We start from the raw sequence: 20,130 nt of genomic DNA, 5'->3' as shown, positions 1-20,130 counted from the left end.
AATCCCGGAGTAATATGAAACAGGGACATGCCCCTATTTATTTTTTCTTTTTTCTACGTGCCCATCCTTCTTCACTAAAATCCGATTTTTCATCTTTAAAGAACTGCTGCCAGTCGTCTTTTTTACCGCGTGCATTACTGTATCCACGTTCCTCCCGGCTTGGCTTTTGTTTTTTGCTGTCAGTAGAAGCTGAAGTTGCTCTGGCCGGTTTGTCTTTGCGTGGTTTTGTTGATGCAGATGACTTTGCATCTCTGCCGTTATCTTTGTATCTGCCACTGTTTTTACGCCCTTCTCCGCCTTCTTCTCCGGCTATTTCGACTGAAACCCTACGTCCATTCCAGTTTGTGCGATTCAGCGCTTTTATAACACTTTGTGCCTCTTTTTCATCTACCTCAAAGAATGAGAAGTTCTTCATCAGATCAATACGTCCCAGTTCGATGCGTCCGCGAGTATTGCTATTCAGCAGGTTGATAAGTTCGTTCGGGAAAAAGTTGTCCATTTTACCCAGATTGATGAATAAACGGGTGAATCCCGGTGCTGCTGTACGGCTACCGCCATTATCACGGCTTCCGCGTCCTTCGGTGCGCGTGCCACGTTCGCCACGGCTATCGGTTGCAGTTTGTATTTCTTCGCGGTCACGATAGTATTCAAGGAAACGGTTGAATTCCATAGATACCATGCGTTTGATAACGTCTTCTTTACTCAACCATTCCAGCTTACGGTAGATTTCGGGCATGAAGTCCGCTATCTCTTCCTCATTAACCTTTACTTTTTCAATATCGTCAATTACCTTGATGAGCTGTTTCTCACAGATCTGCTTGCCTGTGGGGACTTGCTCCATAATGAACTTTTTGCCAATGATACGCTCTATCTCACGCATTTTCCCTTTCTCGCGCATGTTAACAATAGCGATAGAGATACCTGTTTTTCCCGCACGTCCGGTACGTCCGCTGCGGTGCGTATAGCTTTCCGTATCATCCGGCAGGCCGTAATTGATGACGTGGGTTAAGTCGTTTACATCCAGTCCGCGTGCAGCTACGTCTGTAGCGACTAATATTTGTATATTGCGTAAACGGAATTTCTGCATAACGGCGTCACGCTGTGCCTGAGAGAGTTCTCCATGCAATGAATCGGCGTTATAGCCTTCCTGCATTAACTTGTCGGCAATTTCCTGCGTCTCTTTACGGGTACGGCAGAAAACGATACCATATATCTGCGGACAGTAATCTGCTACACGTTTGAGTACGGCATATTTATCTTTCGCCTGAACCATATATGCAATATGCTTCACGCTATTTGTACTTTCGTTTTTACGTCCAATGGTGATTTCTTTGGCGTCGCGCAAATAGTTCTTAGAAATACGTGCTATTTCCGGACTCATAGTAGCTGAGAAAAGCAACGTATTACGTTCTTGCGGAACGTCTGCCAGAATAGCGTTAATACTGTCTGTGAATCCCATATTCAGCATCTCATCAGCTTCGTCCATTACAACATTGCTGATAGTAGAGAGGGAAACGGTTTTGCGTTCCATCAGATCGAGCAAACGACCTGGAGTAGCTACTATGATGTGTACACCACGTTTCAGACTACGTATCTGGCTATCTATAGATGATCCACCATATACGGGCAGTACTTTTAATCCGTCGATGTATTTGGAATAATCATTTAAATCACCTGCTATCTGCAAGCAAAGCTCCCGTGTAGGGCAAAGGATAAGCGATTGAGGAACACGGTTTTTTACATTAATCTGTTGTATCAGCGGCAGACCAAATGCGGCTGTCTTCCCAGTTCCTGTTTGAGCAAGAGCTACTACATCATTATTTTCTCCTAAAAGGTACGGAATCACTTCCTCTTGTACCGGCATGGGATTCTCGTATCCCATTTCTTCGACTGCTCTACGTATCTCCGGAGAAACGCCAAGCTCTTCAAATGTCTTCATTAAATCTCTGTATATCTTTATATTCGGGCGCAAATATACGTAAAATTAGTGGAAACTAATTCTTTTGACTATAGCATTGTTTGTTTTTTATTTAATTTTGCATACTTATAAAGGCATATTACCGTTATTAGTGCATAACCGGAGGTATATAATCGATTCTTAGAGATATCATATCGATTATAAAATTGTAGTAAATCTGTTGCTTGAAAAAATAAAATCCTCAAGATTCCCAAACTTTGAAAGAAATGTTCTTTGTATTATTCCAGCAAAATACTTTGTAATTGCTCGATGTCCTTAGTGGTGAGATCGAGCCCCTTTTCAAGATAAGTCGGTATATCTCCGTATGTCCGCTCAATTTCCTCTTTGGCAGCATTTAGAAAATCTTCTTTTGCTGTATAAACGGTAGTGATGGCCTCCTGCGAATTCACCGGAAGTTTGTAGGCATATTTAGAGGCTTTGGGTATATTAAAGTAATCGTTACTCAGGCGATAATCCTGCATTATGATATCTTCGTTTACTCCCAGAGTGGCAAGAATAATGGCAGAGGCAACACCTGTACGTCCTTTGCCGGAAGTACAGTGAATAATAACGGGATAGTTGCTTTGATCCTGCAAAATGCTAAAAAGCTTTTTATACTCATCACGATAATCTATTGCCAGTTTACGATTCATTTGTTCTACGATACGGTTGATGGTATCACCCTTGATTTTTCCCTCCTGTATGCCTTGTAATACCTTTTCCATATTACCTGTTGCAATGGGAATGTAAACGACATTGAAACTTTCTTGAATCTGCGGATAGTTATTCCGTTCTTCGGGAGTACGAAAATCGATAATAGTCTTTATTCCTATATTTCTTAATTCTCTGAGTGCCGCACAACCGAGGCTGTCAATTTGTGCCGAGCGATAGAGCATACCCCAACGAACGTTTTTTCCTGTGGCAGAGGATTTATACCCACCCAGATCGCGGAAGTTTTGTATACCGGGGATATTCACATTACGGGTCGCTATTTTTACACGGTATTTATTGTTAAATACCATCATATAATAATAACGTCTGGAAGGGTCATCTGTGACAATGGTCATTTTACCATCGGAAATGGCGGCAGCGGCAATTGGGAGTGTTTCCGGTATCATTTCCGGATTGGTAGACGCATATACTTTCACCTGCCCCTGGATAAGAGGGGCCGTTTCCCACTTAATGATACAGTTTCCTACATTGTTTTCCTCACAAACAACCGAGATATTCGGAGGTGTTTTGGAGCATGAAGGGAACAAAAGGAAAATAGCAAGCCAGTTGATCAGGTTCTTATACATAGTATATTGTCTAAAACTCTAATTGCAAAGATATGAATAACTGGCAGACTTTGTCATTACTTTGCGATTATTAGACAAACTACAGAGTTTTTAATACTCACACAGATTATACGGGGAGATCTGTGTTCACTCTGAAACGTAGAAAGTCCGGATCTTATTTCTCAATAAGTTTTTCAACGAATTCCTTTGAAACAGAATTATGGAAGCTTTTACAAACTTCTGCAGCAAAAGCTTTGCCATATCCGATGATTTTATCCCATATTTCTTGGTTCAGTTCATTCAGGTCGCGATAGCGTATGTCATACTTCAGCATACCATAAATAAGTCCGGCGTTGAAGTTATCGCCGGCTCCGATAGTACTTACTGCATTCAACGGTTCTATCGGATAGTCTTTCCGGAAGTTTTTGGTACGTAGTGCGATTTGTTCGGCTCCTGCTGTACAAATAAAGTTAGGACAGTAGAACTGGATCTTATCTTTGTATATTTTATCTGTATCATTCAGCCCGTACATATAGAAAAAATCTTCTATTGAGCCACGCACAATATCTGCATACTCCAGATTTTCAATAATGGTAGATGCGAGCTTCATGGCTTCGTTTTTGTGTGAGCTGCGGAAGTTGGGGTCGTAATATATAATTGCTTTTTTCTCTTTTGCTGTTTCCAGTAGCTCCACTATTTTTTCGCGGAGTACAGGATTGAGTGCATAGTAAGAACCAATAACTACGATATCGTCTTCATGTATTTCCGGGAGTACTACATCGAGGCGCTGTTTGGGATAATCTTTGTAGAAGATGTATTCTGCATCGTTGCGCTCGTTCAGAAAGGCGAGGGATACAGGTGATTTTCCGTCAGGGAAAACGTTTACATGTTCTGTTGGCAACCCGTTATCCTGCATGAATTGCAGGATAATATTACCTACACGGTCATTTCCCGTTTCACTGATAAAACATACATTTATGCCTGCACGTCTCAAAGATACGATACCATTGAAGACAGAGCCACCCGGTACAGCAACCGAGGGCCGGTTTCCTTCAAAGATGATATCAAGAATCGTTTCACCAATACCGATTACTTTACGCATAGCTCTCTTGATTTTTCTCCCAGATAACCACCATGATGGCGTTTGGAATATTCTTCAATCGTAAATTGAGTTTTTTTCATGGTTTGTACTACCAAAATATCTCCGATAACAGTCATTACGGTAGTCGATGTAGTGGGGGTCATTCCCAATGTACATACTTCCGCCGGTTTACCTGTACTGAGACAGACATCTGACTCATCGGCCAGTGGGCTGTCCGGGTTACCAGTAATTACGATAAACTTCAATCCGGGATTCAGGTTGTGTGCCAGCTGTGTTAATTCCACAATTTCACGTGTTTTACCGGAGTTGGAAATGAGTAATAGCAAATCATTCTCTTGCAAAATGCCCAGGTCGCCATGCTGTGCTTCACTTGGATGTAAAAAAACAGAGGGAATACCGGTAGAACAGAATGTAGTGGCAATGTTCATGGCAATCTGTCCGGCTTTTCCCATACCACTGGTTACAAGCTTACCCTTTTTAATACAAATTTGTTCTATAATAAGGTCTACTGCCTTTTCATAGGCGTCTGTTACCGGGATATTCAGCACAGCTTGTGCTTCCTTCTGCAAAAGGTCTTTAATGGATTCTATCATATGGTCATTATTTCTTTTAATTCTTCCAGCGTGTTGGCTATGTCATAGTACGTAGAGAACGGATGACGGGCGAACCCTTTACCTTCTATCTCTTTGAGTGCTGCTAATAAGGTGTCGTAAAAACCATTCACATTGTAAAACACCACTTTCTTATGATGATAACCGATGGATGCGGCTGCCATGACGTGGAATATCTCGTCCAATGTACCTACGCCTCCCGGAAAAGCCAGTAATATATCTGATTCTTCTACGATAATGTCTTTACGGTCACTGAGGTTATGGGTATGAATAATACGATCCGGCAGCGTGCTGACTTTTCCGTTCTCTTCAAGTTTGGCGGGAACTACACCGATAATGTGTCCACCGTTTGTTTTTACTGCCTGTGCTACACATTCCATAAGCCCGAGACTGGCACCGCCATATATAAGAGTTTTGCCTGTTTCACCTATCCATTTGCCTACCCGGACAGCAGCATCGGAATACATTTTGTCAATGTTTTCTGATGCAGAACAGAATATTCCTATCTTTTCCATACACGTTGTCACTGTTATAGTCTACAAATATCTGCAATTTTCTATAAACGACAATAAGTTTTATTGTATTTTTGTAGCATCAATAAAACTTAGTACTGATAATGAAGAATTTACTAACGGAGCAGGTCGAGCATACTCTGTCAAATGGCTTGAGGATTATTTGTAAACCTGTAGTTTCCGATGTGACTTATTGTGGTTTTGCTGTGAATGCCGGTACTCGTGATGAGGCTGAAAATGAACAGGGAATGGCTCATTTTGTAGAACATCTTATCTTTAAAGGCACGCAAAAGCGGAAAGCCTGGCATATATTAAACCGTATGGAGGCTGTGGGAGGTGATTTGAATGCCTATACCAATAAAGAAGAGATGGTAGTTTACTCTGCTTTTCTGGCAGATGACTTGTCGCGTGCAGTAGAATTGCTGGTTGATATTGTATTCCGTTCTACTTTTCCGCAGCGTGAGATAGAAAGAGAGACAGAAGTGATCATTGACGAAATACAATCTTATGAAGATAATCCTTCAGAATTGATCTTTGATGACTTTGAAGATATGATATTCCGTGGACATCCATTGGGGCGTAATATTTTGGGGCGCCCGGAGTTGCTGAGGCAATTCCGGACAGCTGATGCATTGGCATTTACCCAACGACTGTATCAACCCTCTAATATGGTTTTCTTTGTTCAGGGAAAAATTGATTTTAAGAGGCTGGTTAATATGTTGGAAAAACTAATGGCAGATATACCAGCTGGTGAGGTGCAAAATTCACGTACTCCACCGCCATTATATGTCCCGGAACGTTTGGTAATACCGAAAGATACTCACCAAGCTCATGTAATGTTAGGAAGCCGGGGCTATAATGCTTACGATGATAAACGTACCGCTCTCTATCTGCTGAATAATATTCTGGGTGGTCCCGGTATGAATAGTCGTCTGAATGTTGCTTTACGTGAACGCCGTGGGTTGGTATACAATGTAGAATCCAATCTTACTTCTTATACGGATACCGGTGCTTTTTCTATCTACTTTGGTACAGACCCTGAGGATGTGGATACTTGTCTGAGATTGACTTATAAAGAACTAAAGCGGATGCGTGATGTAAAGATGACTTCCTCACAAATTGAGGCTGCCAAAAAACAGTTGATAGGACAAATTTGTGTGGCTTCGGATAATTTTGAGAACAATGCTTTGGGTATGGCTAAAACTTTCCTGCATTATAATAAGTTTGAGAATCTGGATACAGTCTGTAAACGTATAGAGACATTGACGGCAGATAATCTTCTTGAAGTAGCCAATGAAATGTTTGCAGAGGAATATCTGTCTACGCTGATTTATAAATGATATCATAACACTTACGGCTTTTCTTTCTGGGGCATCTCTTTTATCCCGGTGAAGAACGATGTACGACATGCACATCTGGTGCTGCACGAGATGTGCATGTGGGACATCCCGACATGTGCATCTCGTACAGCACGACATGCACATGTCGTACATCGTTCAATTACGACCTTTCGTTCGTTTGATTATAATGTATGATAGGAAGGGATTAAGGCAACGTAATAGGGTATTTTATCTCCGTATTGCCTGACCTTACTTTCTTTATAAGATACAAATTGATGGGTTTGTTCGTGAGGATAAAGTTTTTTATTTTATCTTTGTCTTGTTAATACTGATACTTTCATTTCAAAAATATGAAAATTAGATGACAAAGAAATGCCTCCTGTTTTTATCATTAACCCTGATTACTCACTTGGTATCTGCCAATACCAATCTCGATTCTTTGCTAAATGTACTTGATAGAGTGATTGCCGGTCACGAAGTATATGCTCAGGAAAAGGAGGCTCAGATTCGTCAGTTAACAACGACTACTCTTCAAACAAGTCCTTTCTCTATAGAACGATATAATTTGAATATGCAGCTTTATGAAGAGTATAAAGCTTTTATCTGCGATTCGGCCATCCATTATCTGAATGAAAACATACTGATTGCAGAGAAATTGGGAGATCCTGTCCGGGAGGATCAGTCCAGATTAGAACTTTCTTATTTACTTTCTTCATCGGGCATGTATAAGGAGGCAGTAGACTTGCTTGAAGCTGTTGACCGTAAAACGCTTGATGATCAGTTCGTTTTGAAATATTATGCTTGTTACAATCGTGCTTACGGTGAAATGGGCTTTTATACACAGGATAAAATTAGTTCTGCCCGATACTGGAGAGTTTCTCAGGCGTATAAAGATTCGCTTAACCGTTCTTTGGACCCACAATCGGATGACTATTTGGCTCTACATGAAGATAAATTACGGGATGATCATAAATATGATGAGGCTTTGAGAGTCAATGATATGCGTTTGTCAAAAGCAACTTTTGGTACTCCTCAATACGCCATTGCAACCTATTATCGTGCCACTATCTTTCAGGAACAGGGAGATGCGGAAAAAGAGAAGTACTATTTGGCTCTTTCAGCAATTTCTGATATACAGTCGGCCACCAAAGACCATGCTTCTTTGTGGATGCTTGCCCAGGTGCTTTATGAAGAAGGAGATGTAGAACGGGCCTATCGCTATATGCGCTTTTCCTGGAATGAAACTAAATTCTATAATGCCCGTTTGCGGAGTTGGCAAAGTGCGGATGTACTTTCTCTGATTGATAAGACATATCAGGCTATGATCGAAAAACAGAACGGGCGATTGGAACAGTATGCATTGCTTATTACCATTTTGCTGGTGCTTCTGTTGGTTGCCCTGGTTTACATTTATCGTCAGGTGAAGAAATTATCCGTAGCACGTAATCATCTTCAGACAGCCAACGAACAACTAAATTCTTTGAATGAAGAGCTGAGTGCAATGAATACTTGCCTTCAGTCCACCAACCTCGAACTGTCAGAATCTAACCAGATTAAGGAAGAGTATATTGCTCGTTTTGTCAAGCTCTGCTCTACCTATATTGATAAGCTGGATGCTTATCGGCGTATGGTCAATAAAAAGATTTCTGCCGGGCAAACTGCCGATCTTTTAAAGATCACTCGTTCGCAAGATGCACTTGATAGCGAATTGGAAGAACTCTATGTGAACTTCGATACAACTTTCCTCCATATATTCCCCGATTTTGTGAAGAAGTTCAATGCCCTGTTACAGGATGACGGGCAGGTTATATTGAAACGGGGGGAATTACTGAATACAGAGTTAAGAATATTTGCATTGATCCGTCTGGGTATTGAAGATAGCTCGCAGATAGCGGAATTTCTTCGTTATTCTGTGAATACGATTTATAATTATCGCTCTAAAGTGAAAAACAAAGCTTGTATTTCACGGGATGATTTTGAGGAGAGAGTGAAAGAGATTCGTTGACAATCTGATTGGCGAAGTTATAGTGAAATATCGGTTATTTTATGGCTCGTTTTAAGTAGAAGCAGACCTGAACAGGTCTGTATCTTATTCTAATTTATCCACTTTTTATAATTGGATTTTGATTGCTATTCTTTTGCTTATCAGTGTGATAGGCTAATTGTTAATCCACTATTTCTTTAATCGTCCTATTTTGACTTACCATTCTTTATACTTTTGTTGCGTCGGTTTGCGAGAACATTTGAGTTCAAATGAAATCCGGACCAAATTAACTTTAATTGTTCAATTCTAAATTAATACGTATGAAAAAGAACAGGTGGAAATCCCTCCTTGTGAATCGAAAGGTTCTCTTTGCTTTACTGGCAATGTTTTTCTCGTTAAGTGCGTTTTCACAAAAGATTACTGTAAAAGGACAGGTACTGGATTCACAGAAAGAATCTGTTATTGGTGCCAGTGTACTGGAAAAAGGTACAACAAATGGGTCTATTACCGATCTCGATGGTAACTTTACCCTTCAGGTAAGCCCAAATGCTATTTTGGTTGTTTCTTATGTGGGCTATAAAACTCAGGAAGTAAAAGCCGCACCAACGTTGGAAGTCACTTTACATGAGGATAATGAAGTGCTGGATGAGGTGGTTGTTATCGGTTATGGTGCTGTGAAGCGAAAAGACGTGACTACCTCTATCTCAACAGTTTCTACAAAAGACCTTGACCAGCGTCCGATTGTTTCGGCAGGGCAGGCACTGCAAGGTAAGGCTGCCGGTGTTTCTGTGATGCAACCAAACGGACAGCCCGGTGGTGAGATGTCTATCCGTGTACGTGGAACAACCTCTATGAATGGAAGTAACGATCCGCTTTATGTAGTAGACGGCGTGCCGGTGGATAATATAAAGTTTCTTTCTCCCAACGATATTGAGAGTATGCAGATTCTGAAAGACGCTTCTTCGGCTTCTATCTATGGTTCACGTGCTGCGAATGGTGTCATTCTTATTACAACCAAGGCTGGTGCAACGGGTAATGCAAAGGTCTCTTTGAACGCACAGTTTGGTTTGAATAAAGTAGCCAGCAAAATGGATGCATTAAATTCTGCACAGTATAAGGAATTGCAGGACGAAATCGGACTTGTTACATTGCCTGAGGGGTTACCTGATCGTACAGACTGGTTTGATGAAACATTCAGTACCGGTAATACTCAGAATTATCAGGTATCTGTTTCAAATGGAAATGATAAAATGAAGTACTATATCTCGGCCGGTTATCTGAATGAGAAGGGCGTACTGGACATCTCCTACTATAAGCGTTATAACTTCCGTGTGAATCTGGATAATCAGATTCGTAGCTGGTTAAATGTAAGTGCTAATATTTCTTATTCGGATTATTCCAGTAATGGCGGAGGTGCTATGGGAACAGGCGCTAACCGTGGTGGTGTAATTCTGGCTGTCGTTAATACCCCTACGTATGCTCCGGTTTGGGATTCATTGAATCCGGGACAGTATTACAATAATTTCTACGGTGTGAGCAATATTACGAATCCATTAGAGAATATGGCCCGCTCAAAAAACAATAAAGACCGTGAAAACCGTTTACTGGCATCGGGTAATGTCTTGGTTACGATTATCCCTCAGTTGAAGTTCAAATCAACCTTCACCATCGACCGTCGGAATGCGATCAGTACTACCTTTCTTGATCCTATCTCCACAGCCTGGGGACGTAATCAATATGGTGAAGGTTCCGACTCACGCAACATGAATACCGTATTGACCTTTGACAATATCCTGACTTACAATCAGAACTTCAAAAAACACGGATTGGAAGTGATGGGTGGTTCATCATGGACGGATTCCGACTATACCAATAGCTATATTAATGGTTCTCATTATCGTAATGATCTGATACAGACATTGAATGCTGCTAACAAAATATCCTGGAACAATACAGGCTCGGGAGCTTCTCAATGGGGAATTATGTCTTTCTTTGCCCGTGCTGCCTACAATTATGACAGCAAGTATTTGTTTACTGCCAATGTACGTGCCGATGGCTCTTCCAAACTGCATCCCGATCATCGTTGGGGAGTATTCCCGTCATTCTCTGCCGCATGGCGTCTTTCGTCCGAAGCGTTTATGAAGGATCTTACCTGGCTGGACGATTTAAAGATTCGCGGCGGATGGGGACAGACCGGTAACCAATCGGGAATAGGAGACTATGCTTATCTGCAACGTTACAATATAAATCGTGTGGACTGGACAGTGAAAGAAGATGTTAATGCACTTCCAACGATTAGTCAGGCCAACCTGCGTACTTCCGATTTAAAGTGGGAGACTACTTCACAGACCAACATTGGTATTGACCTTACCGTACTGAACGGTCGGTTGACTTTCAACATGGACTACTATTTTAAGAAGACAAAGGATATGCTGATGAACGTATCGTTGCCAGCCGGTGCTGCCGCAGCCAATTCTATTGCCCGCAATGAGGGAGAAATGACAAATAAGGGGTTTGAGTTTGCGGTCAGTTCCAAAAACTTCAGAGGTGAATTTGAATGGAATACTGATTTCAATATCTCTTTTAATAAGAACAAGTTGACTAAACTGGAGCTTCAGAAAGTATATTACGATGCAAAAACCAGCGATTTCACCAATGATTATGTAGTACGTAATGAACCGGGTCGTTCACTGGGTGGATTTTATGGATATATCAGTGATGGTGTAAATCCGGAAACGGGTGAATTGATGTACCGGGACCTGAATGGGGATGGTAAGATCACTACATCGGATCGTACCTATATCGGTGATCCGAATCCTGACTTTACATATGGTATGACAAATACATTCTCCTGGAAAGGTTTCAACCTGAGTATCTTTATCCAGGGTTCTTACGGGAATGATATTTTCAATGCTTCCCGTATCGAGACAGAGGGTATGTATGATGGGAAAAACCAGTCTACCCGGGTGTTGAACCGTTGGAAAATTCCCGGACAGATTACAGATGTACCCAAAGCCGGTTTCGATCTGAAGAACTCCACTTACTTTATAGAAGATGGAAGTTATCTGCGTCTGAAGGATGTTTCTTTGTCTTATAACTTTAGAGGCAAGTTGCTGAAACAATGGGGTATAACCCGCCTGCAACCTTATTTTACTGCATCCAATTTGCTGACGTGGACCAACTACTCCGGTATGGACCCGGAAGTGAATCAGTGGGGAAACAGCGGTTCGGTACAAGGTATCGATTGGGGAACTTATCCGCATTGCAGAACATTTACGTTTGGCCTTAATGTTGAATTCTAAAAAAGAGATTGTATGAAACTAAAGTATATATTTTGTGGATTAACATCCAGCTTGCTATTGAGCCTGGGTTCCTGCTCATTAGATTATAGTCCGCTCGATACCTATTCTGATCTGACAGAAGGAGTAGGAGATACCGGAAGTAAGGTTGTATTCAAAGATAAAGCAGCCGTAGAGAGCCACCTGACTACTATTTACAAACAAATGCAGGATCGCCAGGAACACTGGTATGTAGATTTGTTGTTGATTTCGGATTCACACTCTGATAATGCGTATGCCGGAACGACCGGTGCGGAAGTAGTACCTTTTGAAAATAACTCTATCGAAGGTTCCAATCCTGTGTTGAGCCGCGACTGGGATCGCTATATGGAGGATATTGCCCGTGCCAATAAGCTGATCTGTAATATTGATGCTGTGACGGACAATGCACTGACATCTGCTGAGCGTTTACAATACAAGGCAGAGGCAAAGATTTTCCGGGCAATGGTTATGTTTGATATGGTACGTCTCTGGGGAGACTTCCCGGTGATCATTACAGAAGCTGCTGACATTACCTCTGAAACTGTTGGTGATGTTTATCCTGAATACTTTCCTCCTCAGAATACGGAACTGGAAGCTTATCAGCAAATAGAGAAAGATTTGCTGGATGCAGTAAAGAATGCACCGGACAACAATCCCGGTAATAAGAAACTGTTCACCAAATCAGTAGCCCGTACATTGCTTGCAAAGATCTATGCGGAAAAACCTTTGAGAGACTATACCAAGGTGATTCAGTATTGTGATGAGGTTACTGCTGATGGTTTTGAACTGGTAGATAATTTTAATGACCTGTTTGGTATGAATGCAGCAGGTAACGATGCTAAAATGAGAAATACAAAGGAATCTATCCTTGAGGCACAGTTTGAGGGAACCGGTAACTGGTGTACCTGGATGTTTGGACGTGACCTGGCGAATTGGAACAATAACTTTACCTGGGCCAAATGGGTAACTCCTTCACGTGACCTGATCAATGCGTTCAAATCCGAAGGTGACGAAGTGCGTTTCAATGAATCAGTTGTTTACTATGATTGTACATGGAGTAACTATTATCCGGCGGACAATTATCCATTCATGTATAAATGCCGTTCTGCATTCAGTAGTATTATCAAATATCGTTATGCCGATGTACTACTTTTGAAAGCAGAGGCCCTGATCATGAAGGAGACTCCGGATCTGGAAGGAGCTGCCAAGATCATTGATCAGATACGTGAACGTGCAAAGTTAAGCAAACTTTCTTCTTCTGTGCGTACAGACAAAGACAGAATGTTGAATGCGTTGTTAAAGGAGCGCCGTCTTGAATTGGCTTTTGAAGGTCAGCGTTGGTTTGACCTGGTACGTTTGGATAAAGTAGAAGAGGTGATGAATGCTGTTTACGCTAAAGATAGCGGCCGCAAAAGTCAGGTTTATCAGTTCGATGTGGACTCTTACAGACTTCCGATTCCTCAGACAGTAATCGATGCAAACGACAAAATACACCAAAACCCCGGATATTAACCCTAAAACAAATAATGATTATGATAAATATGAGAAACTTGGCATTGACATTTCTTGGATGCTTCACTATATTGGCTGCTTGCAGCAACAGCGATGATGCAGAAACTCCGGTAACTCCTCCCGTAGGAGGTGATGTGACTATTTATGCAACAACAGAGAGCCTGACTAAGGACCTTACCCGTGATGGTGTATACTTTAGTAATAAAGACAACATGGCTCCTACTAATATAGTTCTTGATCCTGCTACCCGTTATCAGGATATGGAAGGCTTTGGGGTAGCCATTACCGGCTCTACCTGCTACAACCTCTTGTTGATGACTCCTACTGACAGAATAAAATTCCTGACGGAAACTTTTTCTGATACCAATGGATATGGATTCAGTTATATTCGTATTGCGATTGGTTGTTCCGATTTCTCTCTGAGTGAATACACCTGCTGTGATACCGAAGGCCTTGAGAATTTTGCTCTTCAGAATGAAGAAACAAAGTATATTATTCCTATCTTGAAGGAGATTCTGGCCATTAATCCTACGATTAAGATTTTAGGTTCTCCCTGGACTTGTCCGCTGTGGATGAAGGTGAATAACCTGTCTGACAAAGAACCGTTTCACTCATGGACAAACGGACAGTTGAATCCTGATTATTACGGAGATTATGCCACTTACTTTGCAAAATGGGTAGAAGCATTCAAGGCACAAGGCATTAATATCTATGCTGTAACTCCGCAGAATGAACCGTTGAATCGTCAAAACTCAGCTTCTCTTTATATGAGTTGGGAAGAACAGAGAGATTTTGTGAAGGAACTTGGCCCGAAAATGGAAAGTCTGGGTGTGAAGATCTATGCTTATGATCACAACTATAACTATGATAATATTGAAGATCAGCAGAGCTATCCTACTAAAATTTATGAAGACGCTGAAGCCAGCAAATACATCACGGGAGCTGCTTACCATAATTATGGCGGTAACCGTGAAGAGTTGAACAACATTCACAAGGCCAATCCGGAAAAGAGCCTGTTGTTTACCGAAACCTCTATTGGTACCTGGAATAGCGGACGCGACCTTCGGAAACGCCTTTTGGAAGATATGCGTGAAGTGGCATTGGGAACGGCTAATAACTGGTGTAAAGGGGCTATCGTATGGAACCTGATGCTGGATAACGATCGTGGCCCTAACCGTGAAGGTGGTTGCCAGACTTGCTATGGTGCTGTTGATATCAACAATAGCGATTACAAAACGATCACACGCAATTCTCATTATTATATTATTGCACATATGTCTACGGTAGTTAAACCCGGCGCTATACGTATCGGAACAAGTGGTTATACAGATAGTGACCTGACCTATTCTGCCTTTGAGAATCCCGATGGAACCTATGCTTTTGTGCTTGTGAACAACAATGACCAGAAGAAAAAAATTACGATCAGTGATGGTAGCCGGCACTTCTCTTATGATGTACCAGGCAGATCAGTAACCTCTTATCGTTGGGCGAAGAAATAACAGGAAAAACAATCAGTAAAGTAGACCAATATGAAAAAGAATATATATTTAGCATTGGCGTTGGCGGGAGTACTGTCTGTAACCTCCTGTAACGATGATGAGTGGAATCCGGGAAATCCGGGTATGGATGTGAAGACGGAGGATGCTGACGCATTGTTTGGTGATAGCTTGCCATTCACAGTGAAAGCTTCCGATCTGGAAGTACCTTTGTCTACCCTGAAAGCACAGCTTTTCTATGGTGAAGAGAAAGTTTCTGAAACGGTGATCCGTACCAAAACAAGTGGTGAAGACTATACCGGGAAGATTTATATTCCCTTCTTGCCAAATATCGCAAATGGAAAGGCAACACTGAAATATGTTTTGCAGAATATCCATTTTACTACTACTGAAACAGAGCAGGAGATATCATTGGCACGTCCGGATTTCCCTTATCTGACTTTGGTAACCGAAGATAATGTAGAGTACAGGATGGAGCGTACAGAGGCGTTCCAATATAACGTGACAAACGAATTCCCTCAGAAATTGAAAGCTTATATCAAGGCTCCCAAAATGGGAGAGAATGGGAATGAACTTGTGTTTGGCTGGGACAATGATAACCAGATAGCAGTGAGGGGAGACAATACGATCGCTTTCTCCAATACTGATCCGGGGGCTTACGAGATTAAGTTCAATACATTCTCATATGAGGCTTCTCCTTTTGTAAAGTTACTGGTGAACGGTGAAGAGATGGACATGGTAGATGCCAATACATACACAATGGACCTTAGCCTGAAGACTAATGACTTGCTTGAAATAACAGGGGTTCCCGATTATGACAATTGGTACATTGATCCTGATTACTTCTCTAAAGAAGCAGATGGAAAATTGAAATTCCTTCCGATTGGTGGTTCTTATCGTATCAAAGCTGATATGAAGTTGCAGTATTTCAGTATTGTTGCCCTGAAAGATGGCGCTCCGGCAGCTTTACAAACAGATGGTACGGGAGCAATCTGGGTGATTGGTGACGGTGTAGGTAAACCTTCTTTGTCCGGAAAGGAAGTGGGTTGGACTACCGAGAATGGTTTGTGCATGTCACAGATTACAGCTAAGAAATATCAGATAACACTGGTAGCCGGACGTTCACTCAAGGCAAGTAGCATAAACTTTAAGTTCTTCCACCAGCAAGGTTGGGGAGGTGAGTTTGGAAGTGATGCGCTTACTACGAGCAGTGATTTGGTTGGCATCGGTACTGGTGGCGATACCGGGCATGATAATGGTAATTTATATCTGCTTGACGGGAAGTCGTTTACAGAAGGACATGCCTATAAGTTTGTGGTAGATGTCACGAAGGGAATCAGTAGTGCTGTATTGACCGTAACTGATGAAGGTGCACAGCAAATAGAAATAGAGAATATAAACTTTGGTGGAGTGAAAATGGCTTCAACAGATGGAGAGACTTATACGGCAACTTTGGCTATGACTCAAAACCAATCTGTTACGGTTACCGGCATTGACGATCTTGCATCATGGTATGTAGATCCCGACTTCTTTACGAATAATGACGGGCAACTAACATTCCTGCCTGTTGGAGGCGATTATCAGGCCGTAGCCAATATTTCTACAAAAGTTCTGTCCGCTGTTCGTATGAGTGGAGGTGCGCTGGCTGGATTGGATAATGATGGACACGGCAGCATATTAGTTCTCGGATGGGGATTGGCTCGCTCTTCCATGGATAATCAGTTTGCCTGGGATCTTAATAGTGCCTATCGCATGGCGGAAATATCTCCGAAGGTGTATCGTTTTAGTGGAGTAGTCGGGCCAGAAGCACCGTCCGCTATAGGTAAACGTATCCGCTGTGATTACATCAGCTGTAAGTTTTATGCCAGCAATGGTTGGGATTATGAATTGAAGCTTACCGTAGCAGATGACTCCAAAGACCTGATAGAAATTAGTGGGGATGGAAATATTGGATATAAAGCCGGAGCTACCCTCGAAGATGGAGTAGAAGCCGTGCTGACACTGGATATGACTGCCGGTAATGATAAAGGTATTATTTCTTTAGTCAGGAAATAAGTAAATATAGGTAAGAAGATTGTTTATGGAAATTTATCCTTGCTACCTGAAAATCTCGGGTAGCAAGGATATTCAAAGAACTTATTAACACATTAATCTATTATAATCATGAAGAATATACTACTTTTATTACTAACATTCTGTTGCTCTGTTCTTCAGGCACAGACTTTGACACAAACGCTTTATTTTGATTTTGGCTCTCAGATAGCAGCTCAGGGAACTCTGACGGAAGGCCCCGATGCAAATAATCATTATTGGAATAATATAACCAATAACACAACGGAAAATAAATATGCAGTTGCCGGTACTGTTTATCCGTCTTTAATCAATGCTGAAAATACTTCAACCAATTATACATTAACATTGGATACCCGTTTTTCTACAAACGGTAAAAGCGGTGGAGGCGGATTGCTTGAACCTACAGTCGAAGATTTAGGAGATCTTGCCATTGCATCTGCTACAGAAGATTATTTCTTTATTGAGTCCGGTGAGGATAATAGTAGCTTTACTTTTTCTAATCTGGACCCGCAGAAAGGATATAAATTCTATGCATTCGGAAGCCGGAAAGCGGATGATGTACGTACAGCATACTATACAATGTCGGGACTAAACCTGTATAAAGGTGAACTGCAGATAGCCGGAAAAGATTGTGGAGGAACAGGTATTAACCAGAATATAAAGAATGTCTGTACGTCAGAGCTAATTTATCCGGATGATGATGGTAAGATAAAGTTCACCATTTCAAGAAAGACCGGAGCTTATATTGCTTTGAATGTATTAAAGATAGAAGAATATGCTGGTGGTGAACGTCCCGAACCGGCAGTTGACTATACTTCATTATCAATCAGTGGTACAGCCACAAAAGAAGGAACGGATATTCCGATGCATATGGTGTCTGCCGATGGAACATTAACGAATGTTTTTGAACTCTATACTTCGTTGAAAGCCGGAGAATTTTCTTTTAAAAGTATCACCAAAGAAGGAAAAAGTGTAAACTGGGGGGCAGGAAGCAATGATGATGTGTTGGCTACGGATGGAAGTGCCATTACTACTGCTGCAATTGGTGAAGCGCTTATAACAGTGGATCTTGCCAAGAAAACGTATACTATTGTTCCCATTCAGGAATGGAGTCTTGTTGGAAGTGTCACTCCCGGTGGCTGGGATCAGACTAAAGGAGTTCCTTTAACTTATCAGGGTAAAGGTGTATGGAATGGAAAAGTGGAACTTAGCAGAATATCCGGTGCCAGTGATCGTGAACGTTTTATTTTTGTGATGAACAAGAGTTGGGACTATCAGATGAAGCGTGTAAAAGGGACTGCAAATGAAGTCGCTTTGTCTACTCAGGGATATGCAGTGGAAGATATAAATATCAATCATGGTACATATAATGTAACGCTTGATCTTCGCAACTATGTTTATTACATTGATTGTGGCGATGGGGTTGATCCTTATAAAATATCAATGATGGGATCTTCGGTTGCAAATGGCCAGGGAGCAACCTCTAATCAGGGTTATGCATATATGTATGGTGAGATGTTAGAGGGACGGTTTAGCGATCAGGTAAGTGCTTTTCCCTGGTTTGTATCGGGCATCTCTGTGAATGGAAATAATACACTGAACTTATTGGGACGTTTCAACGACCTGATCCATGATTGCGGTGAATACGTTATTTTTGGTCTCTCTTTGGGCAATGAGGGTATTCATGAGGCAACGGATAAGCAGGCTACTTTCGATCAGTTTAAAACCAACATGCAAACTCTTATTCAGAAAGCGCGCGAGAGTGGTAAATATCCTCTGATAACAAATAGCTATACTCGTGGAGATTTCACTGCAAGTGATTATGAATTTGTGAAACAGATGAATCTGCTGATTCATGAATGGGATCTTCCGTCGGTTAATCTGTTGGGAGCAATTGATAACGGAAACGGTCAATGGGCGGATGGCTACCAGGTTGACGGTGACATTTATCATCCTACCACCGAAGGACATCGTGAGTTCTTTTACGCCATGGTTCCCTCTCTGTTTGATGCCATAAAGGCAGGTAAAACTTTACCGCAACGTGTATCGGGTACTTCATGTAGCTTGAAAAACGGTTCGTATCTGGAGTTTACTTCTGAAAATGAGGTACATCCGTTTACCGTCTCTTTTAAAATTAAAGGGGGTGAGGCCGGTACAATTGCCTCATTTGTAAATGCTGCTGCAGAAGGAAAGCTGATTGTCAATAAGACCGGAGAAATCGTATATCAATCACCGGTTAATGGAGAGATTTTAAGCAAGGCGGGCATCAGTGATGGCGAATGGCATACTGTGTCACTGGCACATTATTATGCACAGGGACGTACGCTACTTTATGTAGACAACGTATTGGAGGGAGAACTGAAAGAAAAACTGACTGCCGGTAAATTTACACTTGGTGATAAAACGTCCAATGTTGAGAGATCATACAGCGAACTGTTTTTCTATCGTTCTGCAATGAACGCGGAAGAGATTGCGGGTTTGTGTGAAGGAGATATGCTGAAGTCAAGTCTGGAGATTTATGCTCCGTTGGACGGGACGAAAGGGAGCATGGAGAACCTTGCCCAGAGTATGAATACAGTTACTTTGAAGTCTGCTCCCACAGGTATTGCTCCGGAGCTTGCCGATGCAATAACGGTACGGGGAATGAAGGGCAGTATTGCTATTGACAGCCTTGTGGAGACTCCTGTTAAAATTTACACAGGAGAAGGGCGTCTTGTTTATGAAGCCTCTGTAATGGGCTGTACTACGGTTCATAATCTGACTATGGGTGTCTACCTTGTAAATGGAAATAAGGTTGTGGTAAAATAACAGATAAGAGGATTGCTGCGCTTTGTACCTGCCATATTACTTAATTGAGGAACGGCAGGTATATGCAATTCTTAATGTTAGTGAATTTGTTTAATAAAAAGGAACTTGTTTGTCGTTTAACTAATATATTTATAGCTA

Annotated in this window: 12 protein-coding genes; 7 read left to right on the top strand and 5 right to left on the bottom strand. The window is 41.6% G+C overall.

Annotated elements, in window-relative coordinates; all coding sequences use genetic code 11:
* Window positions 1-37 precede the first annotated feature (37 nt).
* The 5 genes from VCM39_RS21700 to VCM39_RS21680 all read right to left on the bottom strand — a co-directional run bounded on the left by VCM39_RS21700 (window position 38) and on the right by VCM39_RS21680 (window position 5,462).
* Entirely contained in the window at window positions 38-1,939 is a 1,902-nt protein-coding gene (locus VCM39_RS21700; RefSeq protein ID WP_044094812.1) for a DEAD/DEAH box helicase, read from the bottom strand.
* Between the two features lie 257 nt (window positions 1,940-2,196).
* Window positions 2,197-3,255: a tyrosine-protein phosphatase gene (locus VCM39_RS21695; protein WP_322933586.1), complete on the bottom strand. Its 1,059-nt coding sequence runs from the start codon at window positions 3,253-3,255 to the stop codon at window positions 2,197-2,199.
* Window positions 3,256-3,409: 154 nt separating this feature from the next.
* Window positions 3,410-4,336, bottom strand: a complete 927-nt coding sequence (locus VCM39_RS21690; protein ID WP_322933587.1) for a carbohydrate kinase — start codon at window positions 4,334-4,336, stop codon at window positions 3,410-3,412.
* Window positions 4,324-4,929, bottom strand: coding sequence for an SIS domain-containing protein (locus VCM39_RS21685; RefSeq protein ID WP_002558620.1), 606 nt, complete (start codon window positions 4,927-4,929; stop codon window positions 4,324-4,326). Before VCM39_RS21685 ends, VCM39_RS21690 begins: the two co-directional genes overlap by 13 nt.
* A complete protein-coding gene (locus VCM39_RS21680) occupies window positions 4,926-5,462 on the bottom strand; it encodes a TIGR00730 family Rossman fold protein (RefSeq protein ID WP_221648461.1) in 537 nt (178 codons plus the stop codon). The genes VCM39_RS21685 and VCM39_RS21680 overlap by 4 nt, the downstream gene beginning before the upstream one ends.
* Before the next feature lie 101 nt (window positions 5,463-5,563).
* On the opposite strand from VCM39_RS21680, the gene VCM39_RS21675 reads away from it, so the two are divergent.
* From VCM39_RS21675 to VCM39_RS21645, 7 genes are all read left to right on the top strand, one after another.
* Entirely contained in the window at window positions 5,564-6,799 is a 1,236-nt protein-coding gene (locus tag VCM39_RS21675; RefSeq protein ID WP_221648462.1) for a M16 family metallopeptidase, read from the top strand.
* A 361-nt stretch (window positions 6,800-7,160) separates the two neighbouring features.
* Window positions 7,161-8,804 carry a DUF6377 domain-containing protein gene (locus VCM39_RS21670; RefSeq protein WP_322933588.1) on the top strand — a complete coding sequence of 548 codons (1,644 nt, stop codon included), beginning with the start codon at window positions 7,161-7,163 and terminating at the stop codon, window positions 8,802-8,804.
* Window positions 8,805-9,103: 299 nt separating this feature from the next.
* On the top strand, window positions 9,104-12,085 hold the full coding sequence (locus VCM39_RS21665; protein ID WP_322933589.1) for a TonB-dependent receptor: 2,982 nt from the start codon (window positions 9,104-9,106) through the stop codon (window positions 12,083-12,085).
* A 12-nt stretch (window positions 12,086-12,097) separates the two neighbouring features.
* Window positions 12,098-13,615 (top strand): RagB/SusD family nutrient uptake outer membrane protein, encoded by a 1,518-nt coding sequence (locus tag VCM39_RS21660; protein ID WP_289292645.1) that lies wholly within the window; start codon window positions 12,098-12,100, stop codon window positions 13,613-13,615.
* A gap of 20 nt (window positions 13,616-13,635) precedes the next feature.
* Window positions 13,636-15,114 carry a glycoside hydrolase family 30 protein gene (locus tag VCM39_RS21655; RefSeq protein WP_289292646.1) on the top strand — a complete coding sequence of 493 codons (1,479 nt, stop codon included), beginning with the start codon at window positions 13,636-13,638 and terminating at the stop codon, window positions 15,112-15,114.
* Window positions 15,115-15,144: 30 nt separating this feature from the next.
* Entirely contained in the window at window positions 15,145-17,166 is a 2,022-nt protein-coding gene (locus VCM39_RS21650) for a DUF5125 domain-containing protein (RefSeq protein ID WP_289292647.1), read from the top strand.
* A gap of 108 nt (window positions 17,167-17,274) precedes the next feature.
* Window positions 17,275-19,992, top strand: a complete 2,718-nt coding sequence (locus VCM39_RS21645; RefSeq protein ID WP_322933590.1) for a GDSL-type esterase/lipase family protein — start codon at window positions 17,275-17,277, stop codon at window positions 19,990-19,992.
* Window positions 19,993-20,130: the final 138 nt, after the last annotated feature.

The organism is Bacteroides mucinivorans (assembly GCF_034654355.2).
GTDB classification, from domain to species: domain Bacteria; phylum Bacteroidota; class Bacteroidia; order Bacteroidales; family Bacteroidaceae; genus Bacteroides; species Bacteroides nordii.
This window is presented reverse-complemented; position numbering and strand designations above follow the sequence as displayed.